Origin of the sequence: Primorskyibacter flagellatus, from assembly GCF_900176485.1 — a bacterium.
Classification (GTDB): domain Bacteria; phylum Pseudomonadota; class Alphaproteobacteria; order Rhodobacterales; family Rhodobacteraceae; genus Primorskyibacter; species Primorskyibacter flagellatus.
Genome location: NZ_FWYD01000004.1, coordinates 139,867 through 157,486, shown reverse-complemented (window position 1 = coordinate 157,486; position 17,620 = coordinate 139,867). Strand labels below are relative to the sequence as shown.

The 17,620-nt window shown below is 60.6% G+C and carries 22 protein-coding genes; 7 read left to right on the top strand and 15 right to left on the bottom strand.

Translation table 11 applies throughout. The features are described from left to right. Positions 1 to 100 precede the first annotated feature (100 nt). Complete coding sequence (gene proS, locus B8991_RS08780; RefSeq protein WP_084352547.1) at positions 101 to 1,444, top strand: proline--tRNA ligase; 1,344 nt, start codon at positions 101 to 103, stop codon at positions 1,442 to 1,444. Between the two features lie 70 nt (positions 1,445 to 1,514). After that, positions 1,515 to 2,036 (top strand): DUF2937 family protein, encoded by a 522-nt coding sequence (locus tag B8991_RS08775; RefSeq protein WP_084352545.1) that lies wholly within the window; start codon positions 1,515 to 1,517, stop codon positions 2,034 to 2,036. A 69-nt stretch (positions 2,037 to 2,105) separates the two neighbouring features. Here B8991_RS08775 and B8991_RS08770 read toward each other — a convergent pair whose 3' ends face one another. The 7 genes from B8991_RS08770 to alr form a co-directional block, all read right to left on the bottom strand. Next, positions 2,106 to 2,666 carry a CvpA family protein gene (locus tag B8991_RS08770; protein WP_084352543.1) on the bottom strand — a complete coding sequence of 187 codons (561 nt, stop codon included), beginning with the start codon at positions 2,664 to 2,666 and terminating at the stop codon, positions 2,106 to 2,108. A 23-nt stretch (positions 2,667 to 2,689) separates the two neighbouring features. Beyond that, entirely contained in the window at positions 2,690 to 4,057 is a 1,368-nt protein-coding gene (gene radA, locus B8991_RS08765) for a DNA repair protein RadA (protein ID WP_084352541.1), read from the bottom strand. A 168-nt stretch (positions 4,058 to 4,225) separates the two neighbouring features. Next, positions 4,226 to 4,660 (bottom strand): paraquat-inducible protein A, encoded by a 435-nt coding sequence (locus tag B8991_RS08760; protein ID WP_084352539.1) that lies wholly within the window; start codon positions 4,658 to 4,660, stop codon positions 4,226 to 4,228. A 56-nt stretch (positions 4,661 to 4,716) separates the two neighbouring features. After that, complete coding sequence (locus B8991_RS08755) at positions 4,717 to 5,094, bottom strand: hypothetical protein (protein ID WP_084352537.1); 378 nt, start codon at positions 5,092 to 5,094, stop codon at positions 4,717 to 4,719. A gap of 5 nt (positions 5,095 to 5,099) precedes the next feature. After that, positions 5,100 to 5,846 carry an ABC transporter ATP-binding protein gene (locus tag B8991_RS08750; RefSeq protein ID WP_084352535.1) on the bottom strand — a complete coding sequence of 249 codons (747 nt, stop codon included), beginning with the start codon at positions 5,844 to 5,846 and terminating at the stop codon, positions 5,100 to 5,102. Further along, positions 5,843 to 6,625: an MlaE family ABC transporter permease gene (locus B8991_RS08745; protein ID WP_084352533.1), complete on the bottom strand. Its 783-nt coding sequence runs from the start codon at positions 6,623 to 6,625 to the stop codon at positions 5,843 to 5,845. Before B8991_RS08745 ends, B8991_RS08750 begins: the two co-directional genes overlap by 4 nt. Beyond that, positions 6,622 to 7,659 carry an alanine racemase gene (gene alr, locus B8991_RS08740; protein ID WP_084352531.1) on the bottom strand — a complete coding sequence of 346 codons (1,038 nt, stop codon included), beginning with the start codon at positions 7,657 to 7,659 and terminating at the stop codon, positions 6,622 to 6,624. Before alr ends, B8991_RS08745 begins: the two co-directional genes overlap by 4 nt. A 460-nt stretch (positions 7,660 to 8,119) precedes the next feature. On the opposite strand from alr, the gene B8991_RS08735 reads away from it, so the two are divergent. Next, entirely contained in the window at positions 8,120 to 9,748 is a 1,629-nt protein-coding gene (locus B8991_RS08735) for a BCCT family transporter (protein ID WP_084352529.1), read from the top strand. 81 nt (positions 9,749 to 9,829) lie between these two features. On the opposite strand, the gene hisH is transcribed toward B8991_RS08735, so the two are convergent. Further along, positions 9,830 to 10,468, bottom strand: coding sequence for an imidazole glycerol phosphate synthase subunit HisH (gene hisH / locus B8991_RS08730; RefSeq protein ID WP_084352527.1), 639 nt, complete (start codon positions 10,466 to 10,468; stop codon positions 9,830 to 9,832). A gap of 51 nt (positions 10,469 to 10,519) precedes the next feature. After that, positions 10,520 to 11,107: an imidazoleglycerol-phosphate dehydratase HisB gene (gene hisB, locus B8991_RS08725; protein ID WP_084352525.1), complete on the bottom strand. Its 588-nt coding sequence runs from the start codon at positions 11,105 to 11,107 to the stop codon at positions 10,520 to 10,522. Positions 11,108 to 11,244: 137 nt separating this feature from the next. Between hisB and B8991_RS08720 the strand changes: the two genes are divergently transcribed. Next, positions 11,245 to 11,484 (top strand): Lrp/AsnC ligand binding domain-containing protein, encoded by a 240-nt coding sequence (locus B8991_RS08720; RefSeq protein ID WP_084352523.1) that lies wholly within the window; start codon positions 11,245 to 11,247, stop codon positions 11,482 to 11,484. A 325-nt stretch (positions 11,485 to 11,809) separates the two neighbouring features. Here B8991_RS08720 and metF read toward each other — a convergent pair whose 3' ends face one another. Then, on the bottom strand, positions 11,810 to 12,679 hold the full coding sequence (gene metF, locus B8991_RS08715) for a methylenetetrahydrofolate reductase [NAD(P)H] (protein WP_084352521.1): 870 nt from the start codon (positions 12,677 to 12,679) through the stop codon (positions 11,810 to 11,812). A 96-nt stretch (positions 12,680 to 12,775) separates the two neighbouring features. On the opposite strand from metF, the gene B8991_RS08710 reads away from it, so the two are divergent. Next, complete coding sequence (locus tag B8991_RS08710) at positions 12,776 to 13,681, top strand: LysR family transcriptional regulator (RefSeq protein WP_084352519.1); 906 nt, start codon at positions 12,776 to 12,778, stop codon at positions 13,679 to 13,681. Between the two features lie 160 nt (positions 13,682 to 13,841). Here the strand turns inward: B8991_RS08710 and B8991_RS08705 are convergent, their stop codons facing one another. Continuing rightward, positions 13,842 to 14,048 carry a cold-shock protein gene (locus tag B8991_RS08705; RefSeq protein ID WP_084352516.1) on the bottom strand — a complete coding sequence of 69 codons (207 nt, stop codon included), beginning with the start codon at positions 14,046 to 14,048 and terminating at the stop codon, positions 13,842 to 13,844. Positions 14,049 to 14,204: 156 nt separating this feature from the next. Between B8991_RS08705 and B8991_RS08700 the strand changes: the two genes are divergently transcribed. After that, positions 14,205 to 14,519: an ArsC/Spx/MgsR family protein gene (locus B8991_RS08700; RefSeq protein WP_084352514.1), complete on the top strand. Its 315-nt coding sequence runs from the start codon at positions 14,205 to 14,207 to the stop codon at positions 14,517 to 14,519. A 21-nt stretch (positions 14,520 to 14,540) separates the two neighbouring features. Beyond that, complete coding sequence (locus B8991_RS08695) at positions 14,541 to 14,909, top strand: hypothetical protein (protein ID WP_084352512.1); 369 nt, start codon at positions 14,541 to 14,543, stop codon at positions 14,907 to 14,909. Here the strand turns inward: B8991_RS08695 and B8991_RS08690 are convergent. The 4 genes from B8991_RS08690 to B8991_RS08675 all read right to left on the bottom strand — a co-directional run bounded on the left by B8991_RS08690 (position 14,906) and on the right by B8991_RS08675 (position 17,493). Further along, a complete protein-coding gene (locus B8991_RS08690) occupies positions 14,906 to 15,475 on the bottom strand; it encodes a DoxX family protein (RefSeq protein WP_084352510.1) in 570 nt (189 codons plus the stop codon). The genes B8991_RS08695 and B8991_RS08690 overlap by 4 nt on opposite strands. After that, the gene (locus tag B8991_RS08685) at positions 15,472 to 16,221 is read right to left on the bottom strand and encodes an HvfC/BufC N-terminal domain-containing protein (protein WP_084352508.1); all 750 of its coding nucleotides are present in this window, start codon (positions 16,219 to 16,221) and stop codon (positions 15,472 to 15,474) included. The genes B8991_RS08690 and B8991_RS08685 overlap by 4 nt, the downstream gene beginning before the upstream one ends. Continuing rightward, positions 16,218 to 17,069, bottom strand: coding sequence for an MNIO family bufferin maturase (gene bufB / locus B8991_RS08680; protein WP_084352728.1), 852 nt, complete (start codon positions 17,067 to 17,069; stop codon positions 16,218 to 16,220). The genes B8991_RS08685 and bufB overlap by 4 nt, the downstream gene beginning before the upstream one ends. A gap of 121 nt (positions 17,070 to 17,190) precedes the next feature. Beyond that, positions 17,191 to 17,493: a BufA1 family periplasmic bufferin-type metallophore gene (locus B8991_RS08675; protein WP_084352506.1), complete on the bottom strand. Its 303-nt coding sequence runs from the start codon at positions 17,491 to 17,493 to the stop codon at positions 17,191 to 17,193. Positions 17,494 to 17,620 lie beyond the last annotated feature (127 nt).

Sequence of the window (17,620 nt, the reverse complement as noted above, 5' to 3'; positions counted from 1 at the left end):
CAAGCAGAGGCTGGCCAAAAAATGATGCGGCACCGCTTGCGCAGACAGGGGGCAAGGCCCTACACCCTTGCGGACTGTCATTTTTCTCCAAGGACACATCATGCGCCTCAGCCGCTATTTTCTGCCCGTGCTCAAGGAAACGCCCTCCGAGGCGCAGATTGTCTCGCACCGCTACATGCTGCGCGCAGGCATGATCAAACAGGCGTCTGCGGGCATTTATTCCTGGCTGCCACTGGGCTTCAAGGTGCTGCGCAAGATCGAGAATATCGTGCACGAGGAACAGGCCCGCGCAGGCCATATCGCCATTCAGATGCCCACCATGCAAAGCGCCGATCTGTGGCGCGAATCCGGCCGCTACGACGCTTACGGTCAGGAAATGCTGCGGATGAAGGATCGGCATGATCGCGACATGCTGTTCACCCCCACGGCGGAAGAACTGGTGACGGACATTTTTCGCAGTCATGTGGGCAGCTACAAGGACCTGCCGCTGACGCTCTATCAGATCCAGTGGAAATTCCGCGACGAGATCCGCCCACGCTTTGGCGTGATGCGGGGACGCGAGTTCTACATGAAGGACGGGTATAATTTCGACCTGACCAAAGAGGATGCGTTGCACGCCTATAACCGTCACCTTGTCAGCTACCTGCGCACCTACGAACGCATGGGGCTTCAGGCCATCCCGATGCGCGCGGATAGTGGCCCCATCGGCGGCGACAACACGCATGAATTCCTCGTGCTGGCAGACACCGGCGAGTCGGAAGTGTTCTACGATGCCCAGATCACCGATCTGACATTCGGCTCCCGCGAGATTGACTATGACAGCCATGCAGAGTGCCAGGCCGTTCTGGAGGAATTCACCAGTCGCTACGCCCGTACGGACGAGACGCATGACGAGGCGCTGTTCAATGAGGTTCCAGAAGAGCGTCGTCGCACAGCGCGCGGCATCGAGGTTGGCCAGATCTTCTATTTCGGCACCAAATATTCCGAGGCGATGGGCGCCACGGTCGCGGATAGCGACGGCAACCGCGTGCCGGTCCATATGGGCAGCCACGGGATCGGCGTGTCGCGCCTGGTGGGCGCGATCATCGAGGCCAGCCATGACGACAAGGGCATTATCTGGCCCGAGGGTGTGACGCCGTTCCATTGCGGGATCGTCAACCTCAAGCAGGGCGACGAAGAGGCCGACGGTGCCTGCGAGGCGCTTTACGCATCGCTGACAGCCTTGGGGCTGGAGCCGCTCTATGATGACCGCAACGAACGCGCGGGCGCGAAATTCGCCGGTATGGACCTGATCGGACTGCCTTGGCGGATCACCGTCGGGCCGCGCGGGTTGAAAAACGGCGTGGTTGAACTGACCTCGCGCCGGACGGGCACATCCGAAGAACTGCCGCCCGAACAGGCGATCGAGCGGATCGCGCAGATCTACGGGCGCGCTGCCGTCTAGGGTTTTGCGGCACCCGAATCTGTTCGCGGCACCGCGATAATGCTATGCTCTGGCAAAAAAGGGCAGGCATATGATTGTACGGACACTCACCTTGGCAGGCGGGCTGGCAGGCGCGGCGGGCCTGTCGCAGTTTCCCGAGTTTTCGCAGCAATACACGCAACGGCTTGGCGGGGCGGTCGATGAACTGGCCCGCGTTGTGCATCAGTTCGACCGGGATGCAAGCGCCGTCGGGATGTCCCGGCAAGAGGCTTTGTCGGAACTTGGTCAGAGCGGCGCATTTGGCGCGCGGCGCAGCCAGACCATCACCCGGACCATTGCACGGCATCGCGATCTGTCCGCTGATCTGGACGCCTTGCGCGCCGCAGGGCCGTTCACCCGCGCAAGCCGTATCGCGCATCTGAGTGACCCGCAGATCGCCCGCGCGGCATGGCGCGATTACAAGCCTGCCGCACCCCTGACCTTTGAGGGTGCCGTATTTGCCGGGACCGGGTTTCTGGCGGGCAGTCTGGTCTTGTCCATGCTGATCGGTGTCCTGCGCATGCCGTTCCGTCGCAGGGGGGCGCGGTCCCGGCGCACCGGGGCAGGGGCCTGACCGACAGCCGGTATGCAAACGGCCCGCGCGATGATGCACGGGCCGGTATCGGAAAACGGGGGCACAGTGTCAGCTCGGGGTGTCGCAAACGCCGACAAGCTGTTCATATTGCGTGGTGATCCAGCCAAGTGCCTGTTCCGGGTTGCGGTCTTCGATATTGCCGGTGAACTGTGAAAACACCTTGGCAGAGCGGCTGTTATCCACCATCGCCACATCCTGCGCGGCAAGCACGGTGTCGTAGACGAAAAAGGCAATCGCCACCAACAGCACACCGCGCACGACCCCAAAGAGGAACCCAAGACCCTGATCCAGACCACCAAGCGCAGAGCGTTGGATCAGCGATGAAAACAGCGGTGTGAACAGCGACACGACGACAAGGGCCACCGCAAAGACGGCTGCGAACCCGCCGATGATCGACAATTCGCAACTGTCGGCGATGAAATCGCCAACGAAGGGCAGCTCCTTGACCAACGGCTGGACTTGTGGCGCGAAGATGAACGCAAGAATTGCAGCCGCGATCCATCCCAGAATGGCCATGACTTCGCGGACCAGCCCACGGGAATAGGCCAAAAGCGCGGACAGAATGATAACAACGGCCACCACGCCGTCAATGATGGTGAAACCTTCCAAGAACCCTGTCCCTCTGTTTGTACCTAACCCGCGCCGAAGATCTCGCCCACAAAGGCGGCCAGATCGCTCATCCGGGTCAGGGCCATATCGCTGGTCCCACCCGACTTGCCGCCTTCCGGCACGATGGCCGAGGTGAAACCAAGTTTTTGCGCCTCTTTCAACCGGTTTTCCGTCTGACCTACCGGACGCAAGGCCCCTGATAGGCTTATTTCGCCAAAAACGACACATTCGGCGGGCAATGCCGTGTCTTCGCGCGCTGACAGTAGCGCCGCCGCCACAGCCAGATCTGCGGCGGGTTCAGAGATTCTCATGCCGCCCGCGACGTTCAGATAGACATCGAGCCCGGCAAATGGGATGCCGCAGCGCGCCTCCAGCACGGCGAGTATCATCGCCAGACGCCCGCCATCCCAGCCCACGACCGTGCGGCGGGGCTGTGAATGCGGCGAAGGCGCGACCAGTGCCTGAAATTCGCACAAGACCGGACGCGTGCCTTCGATCCCCGCAAACACGGCAGATCCGGGTGTCGGCTGCCCGCGTTCGGACAGGAATAGCGCCGAGGGGTTGGACACCTCGGCCAGTCCCGCACCGGTCATCTCGAACACGCCGATTTCATCGGCCGGACCAAAGCGGTTCTTGACCGCGCGCAGGATACGAAACTGGTGGCCGCGTTCGCCTTCGAAATACAGCACCGTATCGACCATGTGTTCGACGACGCGCGGCCCGGCGATCTGCCCGTCCTTGGTGACATGCCCCACCATGATAACCGATGTATTGCGCCGCTTGGCAAAGCTGGTCAGCTCATGCGCCGCGGCACGGACCTGACTGACGCTGCCCGGCGCGCTGTCAACGTGATCGGCCCACATGGTCTGGATTGAATCGATGATCACAAGTTGCGGGGCTTCGGCCTCCAGCGTGGTGAGGATGTCGCGCAGGTTGGTCTCGGCGGCCAGTTTCACCGAGGCATCGGCAAGCCCCAGCCTTTGCGCGCGCATCCGCACCTGTGCGCTGGCTTCCTCGCCACTGGCGTAGATCACCTTGAGGCCTGCACGGGCGAATTGCGCCGCAGCCTGCAACAGCAGGGTGGATTTGCCGATCCCCGGATCGCCGCCCACGAGAATGGCGCTGGAGGGCACAAGACCGCCACCCAGAACGCGGTCCAGCTCGTTCATGCCGCAAGAGGTGCGCGGCGGCGGGGCTTCTTCGTCCGACAGATCGGTGAGCGGCACAGTGCGGCCACGGGATTTGCCAAGCGTTTTCTTGGGAGGGCCTGCGCTGATGCCTGCGTCCTCGGTGATCGTATTCCACGCGCCGCACGCCTCGCAGCGGCCCGACCACTTGGAGGTTGCGGCCCCGCAGGACGAACAGACATAGGAAAGGGATGCTTTGGCCATGCGCGATCTTGTGGAACAAACAGGCCGCACCCGCAAGCCCTGCCATCAGGGCAGCGCGAGGTCGTTACGCGGTGTGCGTCGAAAAAGTTCAGGTTCCAGACAAGGCGCGGGCGTTGATGTGATCGGCGACGCGCCCGCAAACATGATCCCGAGCGTACCTCAGCCCAATCAGCGCCGGAGATTTTTCGTCGTCAGCAACCCGATCGCCAGTGAGGCGAATATGCAAGCGGTGAACAGGTAGAGACCCCAGGCGGTTTCGACACGGCCCACACCGACGCCCTTGGCCACAACGATATAAAGCGCGATCAGAAAGACATCCGCCATCGCCAATTTGCCCAGCACGTTCAACGCGCCAAGCATGCGGCGGCGCATCATGCCGAAATGGATCAGCGCCAGACCGATGGTTTTCAGATAGGGCGCAAACAGTGCCAATGCCGTAACCAGCAAGGCCAGAAAGACGTCCGTTTCCCAAAGCGACTGAAGCCCACTTAAAACGGAAATCTCGCTTAGTCCGAACAGTGGTAGCAGGCCTGCGCGGATCAGCGGTGCGCACCACGCGACCGGGTAGAGGATCAGCAGGGACAGGTTCAGCCAGCGCAGCACGGGGTCAGTCCTTCAAGGGGGGAGAAACCCGCACAACGGGCATATTGCGATGCCTGTCAGATGCGTGTGGCGGCCCAAAGGAGGATGAAGGCGAGGGTCAGTGCCACCACGGCAATCTCTATCCACGGCCAAGGCCGCCGGCGCGAGAAAGCGCCGAGCAGCAGCAGCGCCGACGGGGCGAGCAGCAATGCCACCCCGCCCGACACCAGGGCGCGGGCGGCGGTCCCATAAAGCGCCGTGCCCGCCAGTCCCAAGGCCGGAGCGAACACAGTGATGGTGATCCCGGAAGCAAGCAGAACAGCGGCGGCGGCAGGCAATCGTACCCATCCTTGACCGAGGATAAGCCGCAGCAATGCCAGCAACAGGATCGCCTCGGGAAAGACGAATCTGCGGGCGATCAGCAGCGCCACAACGGGAAAGTCGGCTTCGAACATCTTGCTTACCTCACGGCTTCGATCGGGCCATCGGCGCGGCCGTGGATGAACTGGTCGAGATAGGGATCGCCGCTGTTGTCCAGATCCGTCACCGGCCCGGTCCACTGAATGATGCCATTGTGCAGCATGGCCACCTTGTCGGCAATCGCCCGCACGGAAGTCATGTCATGGGTGATGGTCATCGCCGTGGCCCCCATCTCGACCACGATCTCGCGGATCAGCTCGTTTATGACGCCGGCCATGATCGGGTCCAGCCCGGTGGTGGGTTCGTCAAAGAAAATGATGTCGGGATCGGCGCAGATCGCGCGGGCAAGGCCTACGCGCTTTTGCATCCCGCCGGACAATTCTGCGGGAAACTTGTCGGCCACGTCAGGTTTCAGCCCGACGCGGCGCAGCTTTTCGACGGCGATGGCGCGGGCCTCGTCATGCGGGCGTTTGAGCGCGCCGCGCAGCAGGCGAAAACCGACATTCTGCCAGACCGGAAGGCTGTCGAACAGCGCACCGCCCTGAAACAACATGCCGAAACGCGCCAGAAACGTGTCGCGGTCGCCCGTATTCACATCGCTTCCGCCGACGCTGATCTGGCCGCTGTCGGGTTTGACCAGTCCAAGGATGCATTTCAACGCGATTGATTTGCCGGTGCCAGAGCCGCCGATGATGACCAGAGACTCGCCCTTGGCCACGCTGAGGTTGACGCCGCGCAGGACATGGTTGGTGCCAAAGCTTTTATGAATGTCGCGCAACTCTATCATGCCGAAAAGAACACCTCGGTCAGAAGGTAGTTGGCCGCGAGGATGAGGACAGAGGCAGACACCACCGCCGCCTTGGTCGCGCGTCCGACGCCCTGTGCGCCGCGGCCCGAATTCATGCCGTAATAGCACCCCATCAATGCCACGAGGAACCCGAAGGCAGCCCCTTTGAACAGACCCGAGGCAATATCCCAGAATTCCAGAAAATCCACGGTGTTCTTGAGATAGGCGGCGGCGTTGAAATCCAGCCGCGTCACGCCGACGATATAGCCGCCGAATATGCCGATGGCGTCGCCCACAGCCACCAGAACCGGCACGGCCAGCGTTGCGGCGAGCACTCTGGGAAGCGTCAGGTATTTCATCGGGTTGGTGGACAGGGTCACCAGCGCGTCGATCTGTTCGGTCACTTTCATCGTGCCAAGCTCTGCCGCGATGGAGGACGCGACCCGTGCGGCCACCATCAACCCGCCCAGAACGGGGCCAAGCTCTCTGACCATGCCGATGGCGACGATGGAGGGCACAACCGCCTCTGCCGAAAACCGTGCACCGCCCGCGTAGATTTGCAGGGCCAGCGCGCCGCCGGTGAACAGGGCTGTCAGGCCGACCACGGGCAAAGACAGCCATCCGATCTGCACCAGTGCCTGAAGGAACTCACGGTGATAATAGGGCGGGCGGAACAGGTGGCTGACAGTCTGACCTGCGAAGATCACCACGCGCCCGATGGCGGCCAGAAGGTGCAGGACATTGCCACCCAAAACAGCAATGGGGCGGGTCAGCGTCATGGCCCGACATACCGGCGCGCATAGCGATTGCCCAAGGAGGTCAGGACCTCATAGCCAATGGTTCCGGCGGCATCCGCCAGCGTATCGACGGATTGTTGATGGCCAAGAAGCTGAAGACTGTCAGGATCTTCGGACAGGTGGCTGATGTCGACCCCGATCAGATCCATCGAAATCCGCCCGACGATCTTGCAGCGCGTCTCGCCCGCCCAAAGATATGTGCTCGGGCCCATCGCGCGGATGATCCCGTCGGCATATCCTGCGGCAATCGTCGCGATGCGCGAGGGGGCATCCGACATCCAGGTGTTGCCGTATCCCACGGTTTCGCCCGGCGTCAGTTCTCGGGTCTGGATCACCGGGATCGACAGATGCGCCACGGTGCGCGCGTCTGCGAAGGGCCGGGCACCATAGAGCCCGATACCGGGGCGGGTCAGTTCGAAATGATAATCCTTGCCCAGCAGAATGCCGCCGGTCGCAGACAGCGAGCGCGGTGCGTCGATCCCGTCGGTCATCTCGACAAAGGTTTGCAACTGCTGCGCGTTCATCGGGTGGTCAGGCTCATCCGCGCAGGCCAGATGGCTCATCACCAGAACCGGAGGCTGGTTGAGCGACACTTCACGCAGGGCGGACCATTCGGCAGGCTCCATCCCCAGTCGGTTCATGCCGCTGTCCAGCTGGATACCGAAACGGGCATCGGGGAGCGTTTCGATATGGCAGGACATTTGATCGATGGAGTTGATCATCGGCACCAGGTCCGCATCACGGATCAGCGCGGTATCGCCCGCCATGTGGCCGGAAAAGACGCAGATATCGGGGCCGTTGCCAAGAATCTGTCGAAGCGCCGCGCCCTCTTCGGCCAGCGCCACGAAGAAACACCGCGCCCCCGCCGCAGCCAAAGCAGGAGCGACACGTTCCGCCCCCAGGCCGTAAGCGTCGGCCTTCACCACCGCGCCGGTTTCACACCCGCTCAATGCGTTCAGCGCCTGCCAGTTTGCAACCAGTGCGCCCAGATCAATCGTCAGTTCTGCCTGTGCCATGCACGCTGTTTCGCACGAATGCCCGTCAGGTCAAGGCCAATATTGCCGCGCTCGCCTTTAGGGCAATCCCGCGGGCCGTCTGGAACCAAAGCCGGGGTGTCTGAAAGAGGGCGCAGCTTGCGGGAGTTTCCGAAACAAGGCAATCTGAAGTGAGGCCGTTTCCAACCCATTCGTTTACGGAGCCGGCTTTTGCCAGCCCTTCGTTATTCATGTCTGGGATGTATTTCCCAAATGTCGGTGAGGAAAACATCGGCGGGTTTGCCGACATGTGTGTCACGGTTTCGTCAATGATGGGTCGCATCCGGCATGATCAGTCAGGAAAGATCTTGATGCGTCGTTGTCTTTGATTGAGACCGAGAGGCGGTAAACATAGAGGTTCTTTCAGATTTCAACTTATCCGGGAACAATATGAGTCACGTCTGCGTTATGCCCGAATTGACCTAAATTGTGGGGGGCACCCGTGCAAACACTTGTCCAACGACTTGGATTGAAAACTGATCCGGCCATCTTCTTCTCAGCAGCCGCGTTAACATTTGTTTTTGTAATCGCACTTGTTCTTTTCCCTGACCAGATCGGCGACGCCTTTGCAACGGGACGGGCGTGGATTGTCACCAACCTCGGATGGTTTTTCATTCTGGGGGTAAATGTCTGGCTTGGCTTTCTGATCTGGGCAGCGATGTCACGGCACGGTCACATCCGGCTTGGCCCCAAGGGATCGCGTCCGGAATATTCCAATCTAAGCTGGTTCACCATGCTGTTTGCTGGTGGCATCGGCACAGTGTTGATGTTCTGGGGCGTGGCAGAGCCGATTTCGCACTTCGCCAATCCGCCGCTTCCGGGAGTTGAACCTTACACCGAGGAGGCCGCCCGTGATGCCATCTCCATCGCTGTTTATCACCTTGGCTTGCACACATGGACGATCTTCACGCTGCCGGGGTTGGCCTTTGCCTATTTTATCAACCGTTACGAGCTGCCGGTGCGCGTGTCGTCGGTATTCTATCCGCTTTTGCGCGACAGGATCTACGGCCCGGTGGGCAAGGCCATCGACGTAGCCTCCATCCTCGGGACGCTTTTCGGTGTGGCGGTGTCGCTGGGGCTTGGGTCCAGCCAGATCGCGGCCGGGCTGAACGAGTTGTTCGGGACCGGTGACGGTGCAGAAGTTCAGGTTCTGATTCTGACAGCGCTCACGCTGGTGGCGATTTCCTCCATCGTCGTTGGTCTCGACAAAGGGGTGAAGTTCCTGTCAAACCTCAATATCGGCTTGGCTGTCGGGCTGATGATATTCGTGCTGGTTTTCGGATCTACGTTATTTCTGCTGCGCGGACTGGTCGAGACATTCGGCCTGTATTTCGAAAACCTCCCGCATCTGGCATTCTGGAACGACATGCTGGCGAATGAAAACCCGGAGAATGCCAACTGGGGCTGGCAAGGATCCTGGACGGTCTTTTACTGGGCATGGACCGTCACCTGGTCGCCCTTCATCGGGATCTTCGTGGCGCGTATCTCGCGCGGGCGGACCATCCGGCAATTTGTGTTCGGCGTTCTACTTGCACCATCGCTCTTCACCCTGATCTGGTTCTCGATCTTCGGCTGGCAAGCGATGGAGTTTGACGGTCTGGGCCTTGCGGCCCGTGCCGCGCTGGGCGATCAGGCGGGAGAGATCAGTGCCGCCGTTGCCGAAAGCGTGCCATTGGCGATGTTTGCCTTCTTCGAACACTTCCCCTTCACGACCTTCATTCAGGGCTTTGCGGTTTTGATTGTGGCCATTTTCTTTGCCACGTCATCGGACTCTGCCTCGCTGGTGGTGGATATGCTGTGTACGGGCGACGCAGAACCCGGACCGGTCCGCCAGCGGGTGTTCTGGGGGGCTGCGGAAGGTCTGGTGGCGGCCATGCTGATCATCCTTGCAGGAGACGCTGGTCTGGCGGCACTGCAACAGGTGATCACCGTGGTCGGCCTGCCGATCTTTGTGCTGGTCTGCATGATGATCCCGTCGCTGATACGGGGGTTTGCCATGGAAGAGATCGACCATATCACCATCGGTAAACGGCCCGAGTTGGAGACATTCCACGCCGAGACGACCGACTGATTTGTCGCCAAATGCAGTCCACGATCATTTTATGTGGTCGTGGACTGTTGATGGGTGCGCCGGGCTGCCCAGTGCGGTCGCTTACGGCGTCCAGCGCAGGAAGTTTGCGATCATCCGCAAGCCGGCATCGGCGCTTTTCTCGGGATGAAACTGAAAACCCAGCTTGTTGCCCGCACCTACAATGGCAGTGACATCGCCGCCGTAATCGACATGGGCAAGCCGCTGCGCGGTGTCGTGCATCGCCATGTGATACGAATGCACGAAATACGCGTGATCGCCCGTGACGATACCGTCCAATACCGGATGCGGCGTGTCGATCACCAGATCGTTCCAGCCCATATGCGGCACTTTCAGCGCGGGATCGGCGGGAGAGATATGGCTGACTTCGCCGTCGATCCAGCCAAGGCCGGGCACCTCTTCGTATTCGTGTCCAGTCCGGGCCATCAGTTGCATGCCGACGCAGATGCCCAGGAAGGGACGGCCACGGGTCTCGACCGCCTCGATCATCGCCTCATACAGGCCCGAATGGCCGGTCAATGCGCGTTGGCAGGCCGGAAACGCGCCGTCCCCCGGCAAGACGACGCGGTCGGCACGGGCGACGGTTTCGGCCTTGTCGGTCACGATCACGTCGCCAGCGCCGGTCTCGCGCGCCATGCGCTGAAAGGCTTTCTCGGCGGAGTGCAGATTGCCGCTTTCATAGTCTATGATGACTGTCAGCATGGTGGTGCTTTCGTGATGGTGGGGCGCAGTTGCGGCTGGTGGGCGGTAATTCTAAAGGGCACCCTTGGTGGAGGGCAGCGCGTCGCCGGCGCGCGGGTCGGGTTCCACGGCCATGCGCAAAGCGCGAGCGACGGCCTTGAACGCCGCTTCGGCGATGTGGTGGCTGTTGAAGCCATGTAGCTGGTCGATATGCAAGGTGATGCCGCCGTGGGTCGCCAGGGCCTGAAAGAACTCCCGCACCAATTCTGTGTCGAACGTGCCGATCTTTGCCGTCGGAAATTCGAGGTTCCACACAAGGAAGGGGCGCGCCGAAAGATCCAGCGCCGCGCGCACCTGTGCATCGTCCATTGGCAGGTGGCATTCGCCGTAGCGGCGGATGCCACGTTTGTCGCCCACTGCTTTGGCCAGCGCCTGCCCAAGTGCGATTCCGGTATCCTCGACCGTGTGGTGATCGTCGATATGCAGGTCGCCCGTCGCACGGACGGTCACGTCAATCATCGAGTGGCGCGACAACTGGTCCAGCATATGATCGAAGAAGCCGACGCCGGTCTGGTTGTCATAGCTGCCGGTGCCGTCAAGATTGACGGAAACGCTGATTTGCGTCTCGGCGGTATTGCGGGTGATCTCGGCTTGGCGCATTGGGGGCATTCCTCAGGTCATGTGGGGCGCTTATAGGCGCGCACCCGGCCCGCGCCAAGAGGGTGCAAACCCATTGTGTCGGGCCTGTGGCTGTGCCAGCCTTGCGTGACCTCAACCTCGCCATTCAAGGAGCGCGCATGACCACCTGCGTCTTTGTCCAGATCCGCTGCAAACCCGGCACGACCTACTTGGTCGCAGATGCCATTGCGCTGAAGGAAATCCACTCGGAGCTTTATTCGACCAGCGGTGAATATGACTTGCTGATGAAGCTGTATATTCCCGAGGGCGAGGATGTCGGCAAGTTCATCAACAGCCATATGCTGGATATCGACGGGCTGGAGCGCACCATGACCACGATGACGTTCAAAGCGTTCTAAGCTGCGGTCGTGGCGTGCGGCACCTCTGTGCTGCGCATTTGGCATCTGACCGTGAAACATAGAGGTGGCATGGCGGGCAACACAAAACTGAAGGGCACTGTTGGTATGACCGGTTCTGCCCGGATGCAGACAAGCAGGCGACTGACAAGCTGGTAGCGCCAAACGCAAGGTCCCGGGTCAAGCCCGGGACGGAAACATCTTCGGGCACAGGTTCCGTGTAATCCGCCGCGACGAATTCTGCGTTGTGACTGTCGATTTAAATGAAAATGCCGGGCGCTATCAGGCACCCGGCGGTTTGTTTTATCGGATTGTTCCGTTCTGCGGCTCAGGCCACATTCTCCAACCGGACTTCGGGTGTCACGCCAATCGCGTGGCAGACATCGCGGGTCAGTTCCGGCCGGTTCATCGTGTAGAAGTGCAGTTTATCCACACCGGCATCCAGCAGGTCGGAACACATCTCGCTGCAAATCGCGGTTGCCAGAAGATCTTCGCGACCGTCACGCTCTGCGGTCTCGAAAGCGTCGATGACCCATTGTGGAACCGGTGTGCCACAGCGGTTGGCAAAGCGCACGGCCCCTTTCCAATTCTCGATCGGCAGGATCCCCGGCACGATCTTTGAGGTGTCGATGCCAGCTGCTGCGCAATCGTCGCGGAACCGGTGAAAGCTGTCGATGTCGAAGAAGAACTGCGTCAGCGCCTCGGACGCGCCGGCCTCGAACTTGCGCTTCAGCCATGCGACATCCGCTGCCGCATCGGCTGCTTCGGGATGTTTGTCCGGATAGGCACCGACACGAATGGTGAAATCACCGGTGTCGCGCAGAGCGGCGATCAACTCGCAGCTATCGGCAAAACCGCCCGGATGCCGTTCGAACCGGTCGGCACCTTTGGGCGGGTCGCCGCGCAGGGCGACAATGTCCGATACGCCGGCCGCCGCGAATTCACGGGCAATGCCAAGCGTTTCGTCGCGGGTGGCGTTGACGCAGGTCAAATGCGCCGCCACCTGCAAACCGCTGGACTTGTGCAATGTCGCCACAGCATCGCGTGTCAGGTCGCGCGTCGTGCCGCCCGCACCATAGGTCACAGAGACGAAGCGCGGTGCCAAGGGTGCCAGAACCTGTACCGTGTCCCACAGGCGAAACGACGCCTCCAGGTTCTGGGGTGGGAAAAATTCAAAAGAAATCTCTGGGCGCGTCATGGTTGTTCATCCGTATCTGGGTTGCCGTCTTGTGACACAAAGCCCAATGTGAGACAAACTCATATATCTCATCAAGAACATGAGCGGAGTGATAGGTTGCACATCGAATTCAGACACCTGAAATCAATCAGGGCGATTCATCAGGCCGGCGGTCTGGCGCGTGCGGCGGACACGCTGAACATCACGCAATCCGCGCTTAGCCATCAGATCAAGGGGTTGGAGGATCAGGCGGGGGTCGAGCTGTTCATGCGGCGGTCCAAGCCGATGAAACTCTCGGCGGCAGGGCTGCGTCTTCTGCGCCTTGCCGAACAGGTCCTGCCTCAAATCGAGTCGCTGGAGGAAGAGTTCTCGGGGTTGCGGGCGGGCCGGTCGGGCAGGCTGCACATTGCCATCGAGTGTCATGCCTGTTTCGAATGGCTGTTCCCGGTGCTCGAATCATTTCGGAAAAACTGGTCCGATGTTGACGTGGACATCCGCGCGGGCCTTGCCTTCGACGCGCTGCCTGCGCTGCAAAAGGAAGACGTTGATCTGGTGGTTTCCTCTGATCCCGAAGAGATTGCAGGCATCACCTTCGTGCCACTTTTCGACTATAACCCCGTCTTTGTGGCTGCTTCTGTCCATCCTCTGGCCGCGAAACCGTTTATCGAGGCCGAGGATTTCAAGGGCCAGACGCTGATCACCTATCCCGTCGACCGGGTGCGGCTGGATGTGTTCAATCAATTGCTGATGCCCGCCAAGGTTGAACCGGCGAGCATTCGGCGTGTCGAGTTGACGGCCGTCATCCTGCTGTTGGTTGCCTCAAACCGCGGTGTTTCGGTCTTGCCGGATTGGGTCGTGCGCGAGGTGAAATACAACTCAGATTACGTGACCCGCCCGCTGACGAAGGACGGTATTACCCGCACGCTTTACGCTGCGATCCGGGCAGAAGATGTGGACAAGCCCTATATGGCGGATCTGATCTCGTTGGCGCGAAGCGAAGCGACCAAACTTCAGAACCAGTGACCCCGCACCCGCGAAAGCGGGTGCCTCGTGGTCGGATTTTCTGTTGGCCCATCTCAACAGACACGCATCTGCACACTCTCTTGTCCTGCAAAATACATGTGCGCAGCGTCTGCCGCATCGGGTCTGCAAAGCCGATCAATCCCGTAAGGCCATGCAGGCCTCAGAGGGCGCGCAAATCGCCGGCCATTTCCCGGCCGTCTCGACCTTCGCTCAATTCATATTCAACCTTCTGATTATCTGCCAGACCGGTCATTCCGGACCGTTCGACCGCGGATATGTGGACAAAAACATCCTTACCGCCATCATCGGGGGCAATGAAGCCGTAGCCCTTCGTCGTATTGAACCATTTCACGGTGCCGCTGGGCATCTCGCGTCTCCTTCTGCCTTACGTCCGGCCCCTGAACCTCACAAAGGCCACTGTCGCGTCCCGATTTTTGGCAAACCCGGTGCGGAAATCAAGCAAAACGGGGTCGCAAAGTGACGTCCGGGTGGTTATCTGGACCAGAATGATAAGGAATGCGGCATGATCCTCTATGGACTGAAAAACTGTGATACATGCAGAGCGGCGCGTAAGGCTTTGAAAGATATTGAATTTGTTGATGTGCGGGAAGATGGCATGCCTGCGGATGTGCTGGATGCGGCCCTGGCGCGTTTCGGCAAGGCCTTGCTGAACACCCGGTCAACAACCTGGCGCGGCCTTGATGAGGCAGAGCGGGCGCGCCCCGAGCGCGACCTGCTGGTGGTCCACCCGACATTGATGAAGCGCCCGCTGATCGCAGACGGTGACGAGATGCATCTGGGCTGGGGCAAGGATGTGCAGGCAGCCCTTGACGTCTGACGCAGGACAGGAGCACGAAAGATGCGGAACGCGGCGCTGACACTGGGCATCATTGCAGGTGTGTTCGGGATGATCGTGGGCTTTTTCGGCTTTGGCTACACGGAATTGGTGCGCGCCCATGCCGAGTTGGGTGAGACCTTCGGCAATTTTGCCAACCCGGAAGTCATTCGCGTGGTGTCCGTCCTGTCGCCGATGCTGGCCATCGCAGGCGGTGCCATGGCGCGTGCGCGGGCGCTATGGGGGGGTGTGCTTTTGGCGCTATCCGCGGCAGGCATGTATTGGGGCTACGGCTTTAACGTGTTCACCATGTTCCCCATTGCCTTTGCCGGTATAGCGGCGCTGCTCGCACTTGCAGCCGGCAAACCGGACGAGCCACGCGCTCATTTCTAGGCGTTTGCAGGCGCCCAGGGACCAAGTCGGAACAGTGCGCGGTCAACGGACAGCAGACCCGCACCCTTGATGACCAACAGAACAAGCAGGAAGATCCAGAATGCCCTCTGGTCAAGGATCAGTGCATCGGGCGCGCGATCGAACCAAGCACCAAGCGTGCCCTCATGGGCAATCCCGCCATGGCCGTAAAGGTCGGTCAGGCTTTGCACGGTGATGAAACCGATCATCCCAAGCGCCGCCAAACGGGTGGCAAGTCCCAACACGATCATCAGTGGCAACAGAAACTCTGCCCATGTGCCCGCAACGACCACCACCCAGTGAAAGACACCTAGGTTATCGGTGTTGTAATTCGCCGCCTCGAACGCTTTGGGAAATATCTGTGCATAAGCGCCGCTTGCGGGAAACAGGAACCCGAACAGCCCATCGCCCAGCTTTGTCGCTGCCGAGGCCCAGAAATACGGCAGCAGGATCGCGGCGAACAGGAACCGCGCCAGAAGGGGCAGCAAACCATCTAGCCTCTCGACCCTTTCGAAAATCTGATTGTGCACGGTAATCAGCGTGTTCATGGCGTGTCCTCAAATGAAATGCCGGCGATGGCGCGGTGCGTAAAAAGCAGGTTGAGCATGACGCCCACGTCGAAACTGTCGCCCGCAGCGGTCATGGCGCTGCCAAAGCTTTCGCCTCGTATCAGTGCTGTTACGAAAGCCGCGCCGCCTTCGGGCGTGACAAGCGGTTCGGGATCAAACTCGGCGCGCAGGATCAGTGCGTCCTCGGGCCGGGCCTGTGGTTTGGCACTGCCGGGGCGCATGTTGAAGGCCCAGATCGACACGATAGGCCAGGGTGAGCGCAGCAAATGGGCAGACGGGGCCAGCGCCATACGACAGGACATCAGCGCGTCGTCGTCCACGTCTTGCAGCAGGGCGGGATCGGCTGGTGTGTGATCTGCGGCGTGAAAGCTGCGGCGCAAAGCCAGTTCCAGCCGCGCCACATCGGGCAGATAGCCCAGATGCGCCAATGGTTCGACGGTTTTCAGGAACTCGGGAAAGCCTGCGCCGTAATGCATCATCAGCGGCGAGGTAGGGGGCGCGGCGCGCAGGTAACGCGCCGCCACGGCGCGGAAGTTATCGGGCCCGATCAGCTTGGCAATGGCCGGGAAACCGGTCTCCAGCGCCTCGGTCAGGCTGACAGCCACGTTGTTGCGATAGACGTTGTAGCGCGCGCCTGCCGGACGCCCCAGCCCGTCGGTCAGACCTTCGGGAATGGCGCGGTCTGCGTCCAAAAGCGGCGCGCGGAAACTGTGTTGCTCGGTCATGCCAGCACTCGGGTGAGTGCTTCCTGCGCGCGCACGGTCTCTGCCCGCAGCGTTGCCCAATCGGGGACATCGGTGTCCCATTCAATCAGCAGCGGGCGCGCACCCGTGCGGTCCAAGGTCTCGTCCAGAAGGGTCCAGACAGGATCAACGACCGCGCGGCCGTGACTGTCGATCAGCAAAGGCGCGCCGTGATCATCTTCGTCCTCATCATGGCCGCCGAGATGTATTTCCTTCACTCTGTCCAGCGGATAGGCGTCGATATACTCGATCGGGGAATAGCCCAGATTGGTGGCCGAAACGAAGACGTTGTTCACGTCGAGCAGCAATCCGCATCCGGTGCGGCGGGCAAGCTCGCGCAGAAAGTCGGTCTCGCTCATCGTGCTTTGCGTGAAGGCAAGATAGCTGGAGGGGTTTTCCAACAGCATCTGACGCCCCAGCGCCTCTTGCACCTGATCAATGTGATCGGCGACACGGATCAAGGTCGTATCGGTATAGGGCAGGGGCAGCAGATCATTCAGGAATTGACTGTCATGGGTGGACCACGCCAGATGCTCGGAAAAGCTGGCAGGGTTCAGCCAGCTGACAAGATGTTTCAGCCGAGCAAGGTGGTCCGGATCAAGCGGGTCTTCACCGCCGATCGACAGGCCGACCCCATGCACGGAAATCGGAAAACGTTCGGACAGATGCCGCAACTGGGCCAGCGGCCGACCGCCATCGCCCATATAGTTTTCGGCGTGGATTTCCAGCCAGCCGACCGGCGCGGCATCCCTTAAAATATCGTTGAAATGTTGGGGCTTATAGCCGACGCCCGGCATAGCGGGCAGGCCGTCATGGTCGGTATCGAACATGCGTGGCTCCTTCGGGCGGATCATTCCTCTCCGTCAGCCGGACGGGAAAGCAGCGTTTTGATTGCAAGCCGGGGATCGCGCAAGCTTGGGTGCGGCGCGATCCCTGACCGCTGGTCGTTTATTAGCTTGGCAGATCGCGGTCCAAAGCTTCGAGCGAGCCCATGCGCGCGGACCCGTCGGCCATTGCAGGCAGTTCCATTTCTTCGCATGTGCCGGCATCGACCAGCGTCCATGCGTTGCCCTGATAGTCGACCTTGGATGTGCCGGCGCATGTGGTGCCCGGACCTGCGGCACAGTCATTTTCACCGGCCAGCGACACGCCGAAGCATTTCACCTGATCCTGCGCGGACGCAGTTGTGGCATGCGCGGCAAATGTTGCGGCAACGGCGCCGACGATGGCTGCGGTCTTCATGGATGTTGACATGGATGTACCTCCTGGGTTGATGAAATTCATAATCGCCGAGATGCGATAAAGAAAAGGTACCCGCCAGGCGGGCACTCTGGCTACTCACAGCGCTGTGCATCACGCGCGCGTCAGGATTTGCGAGACC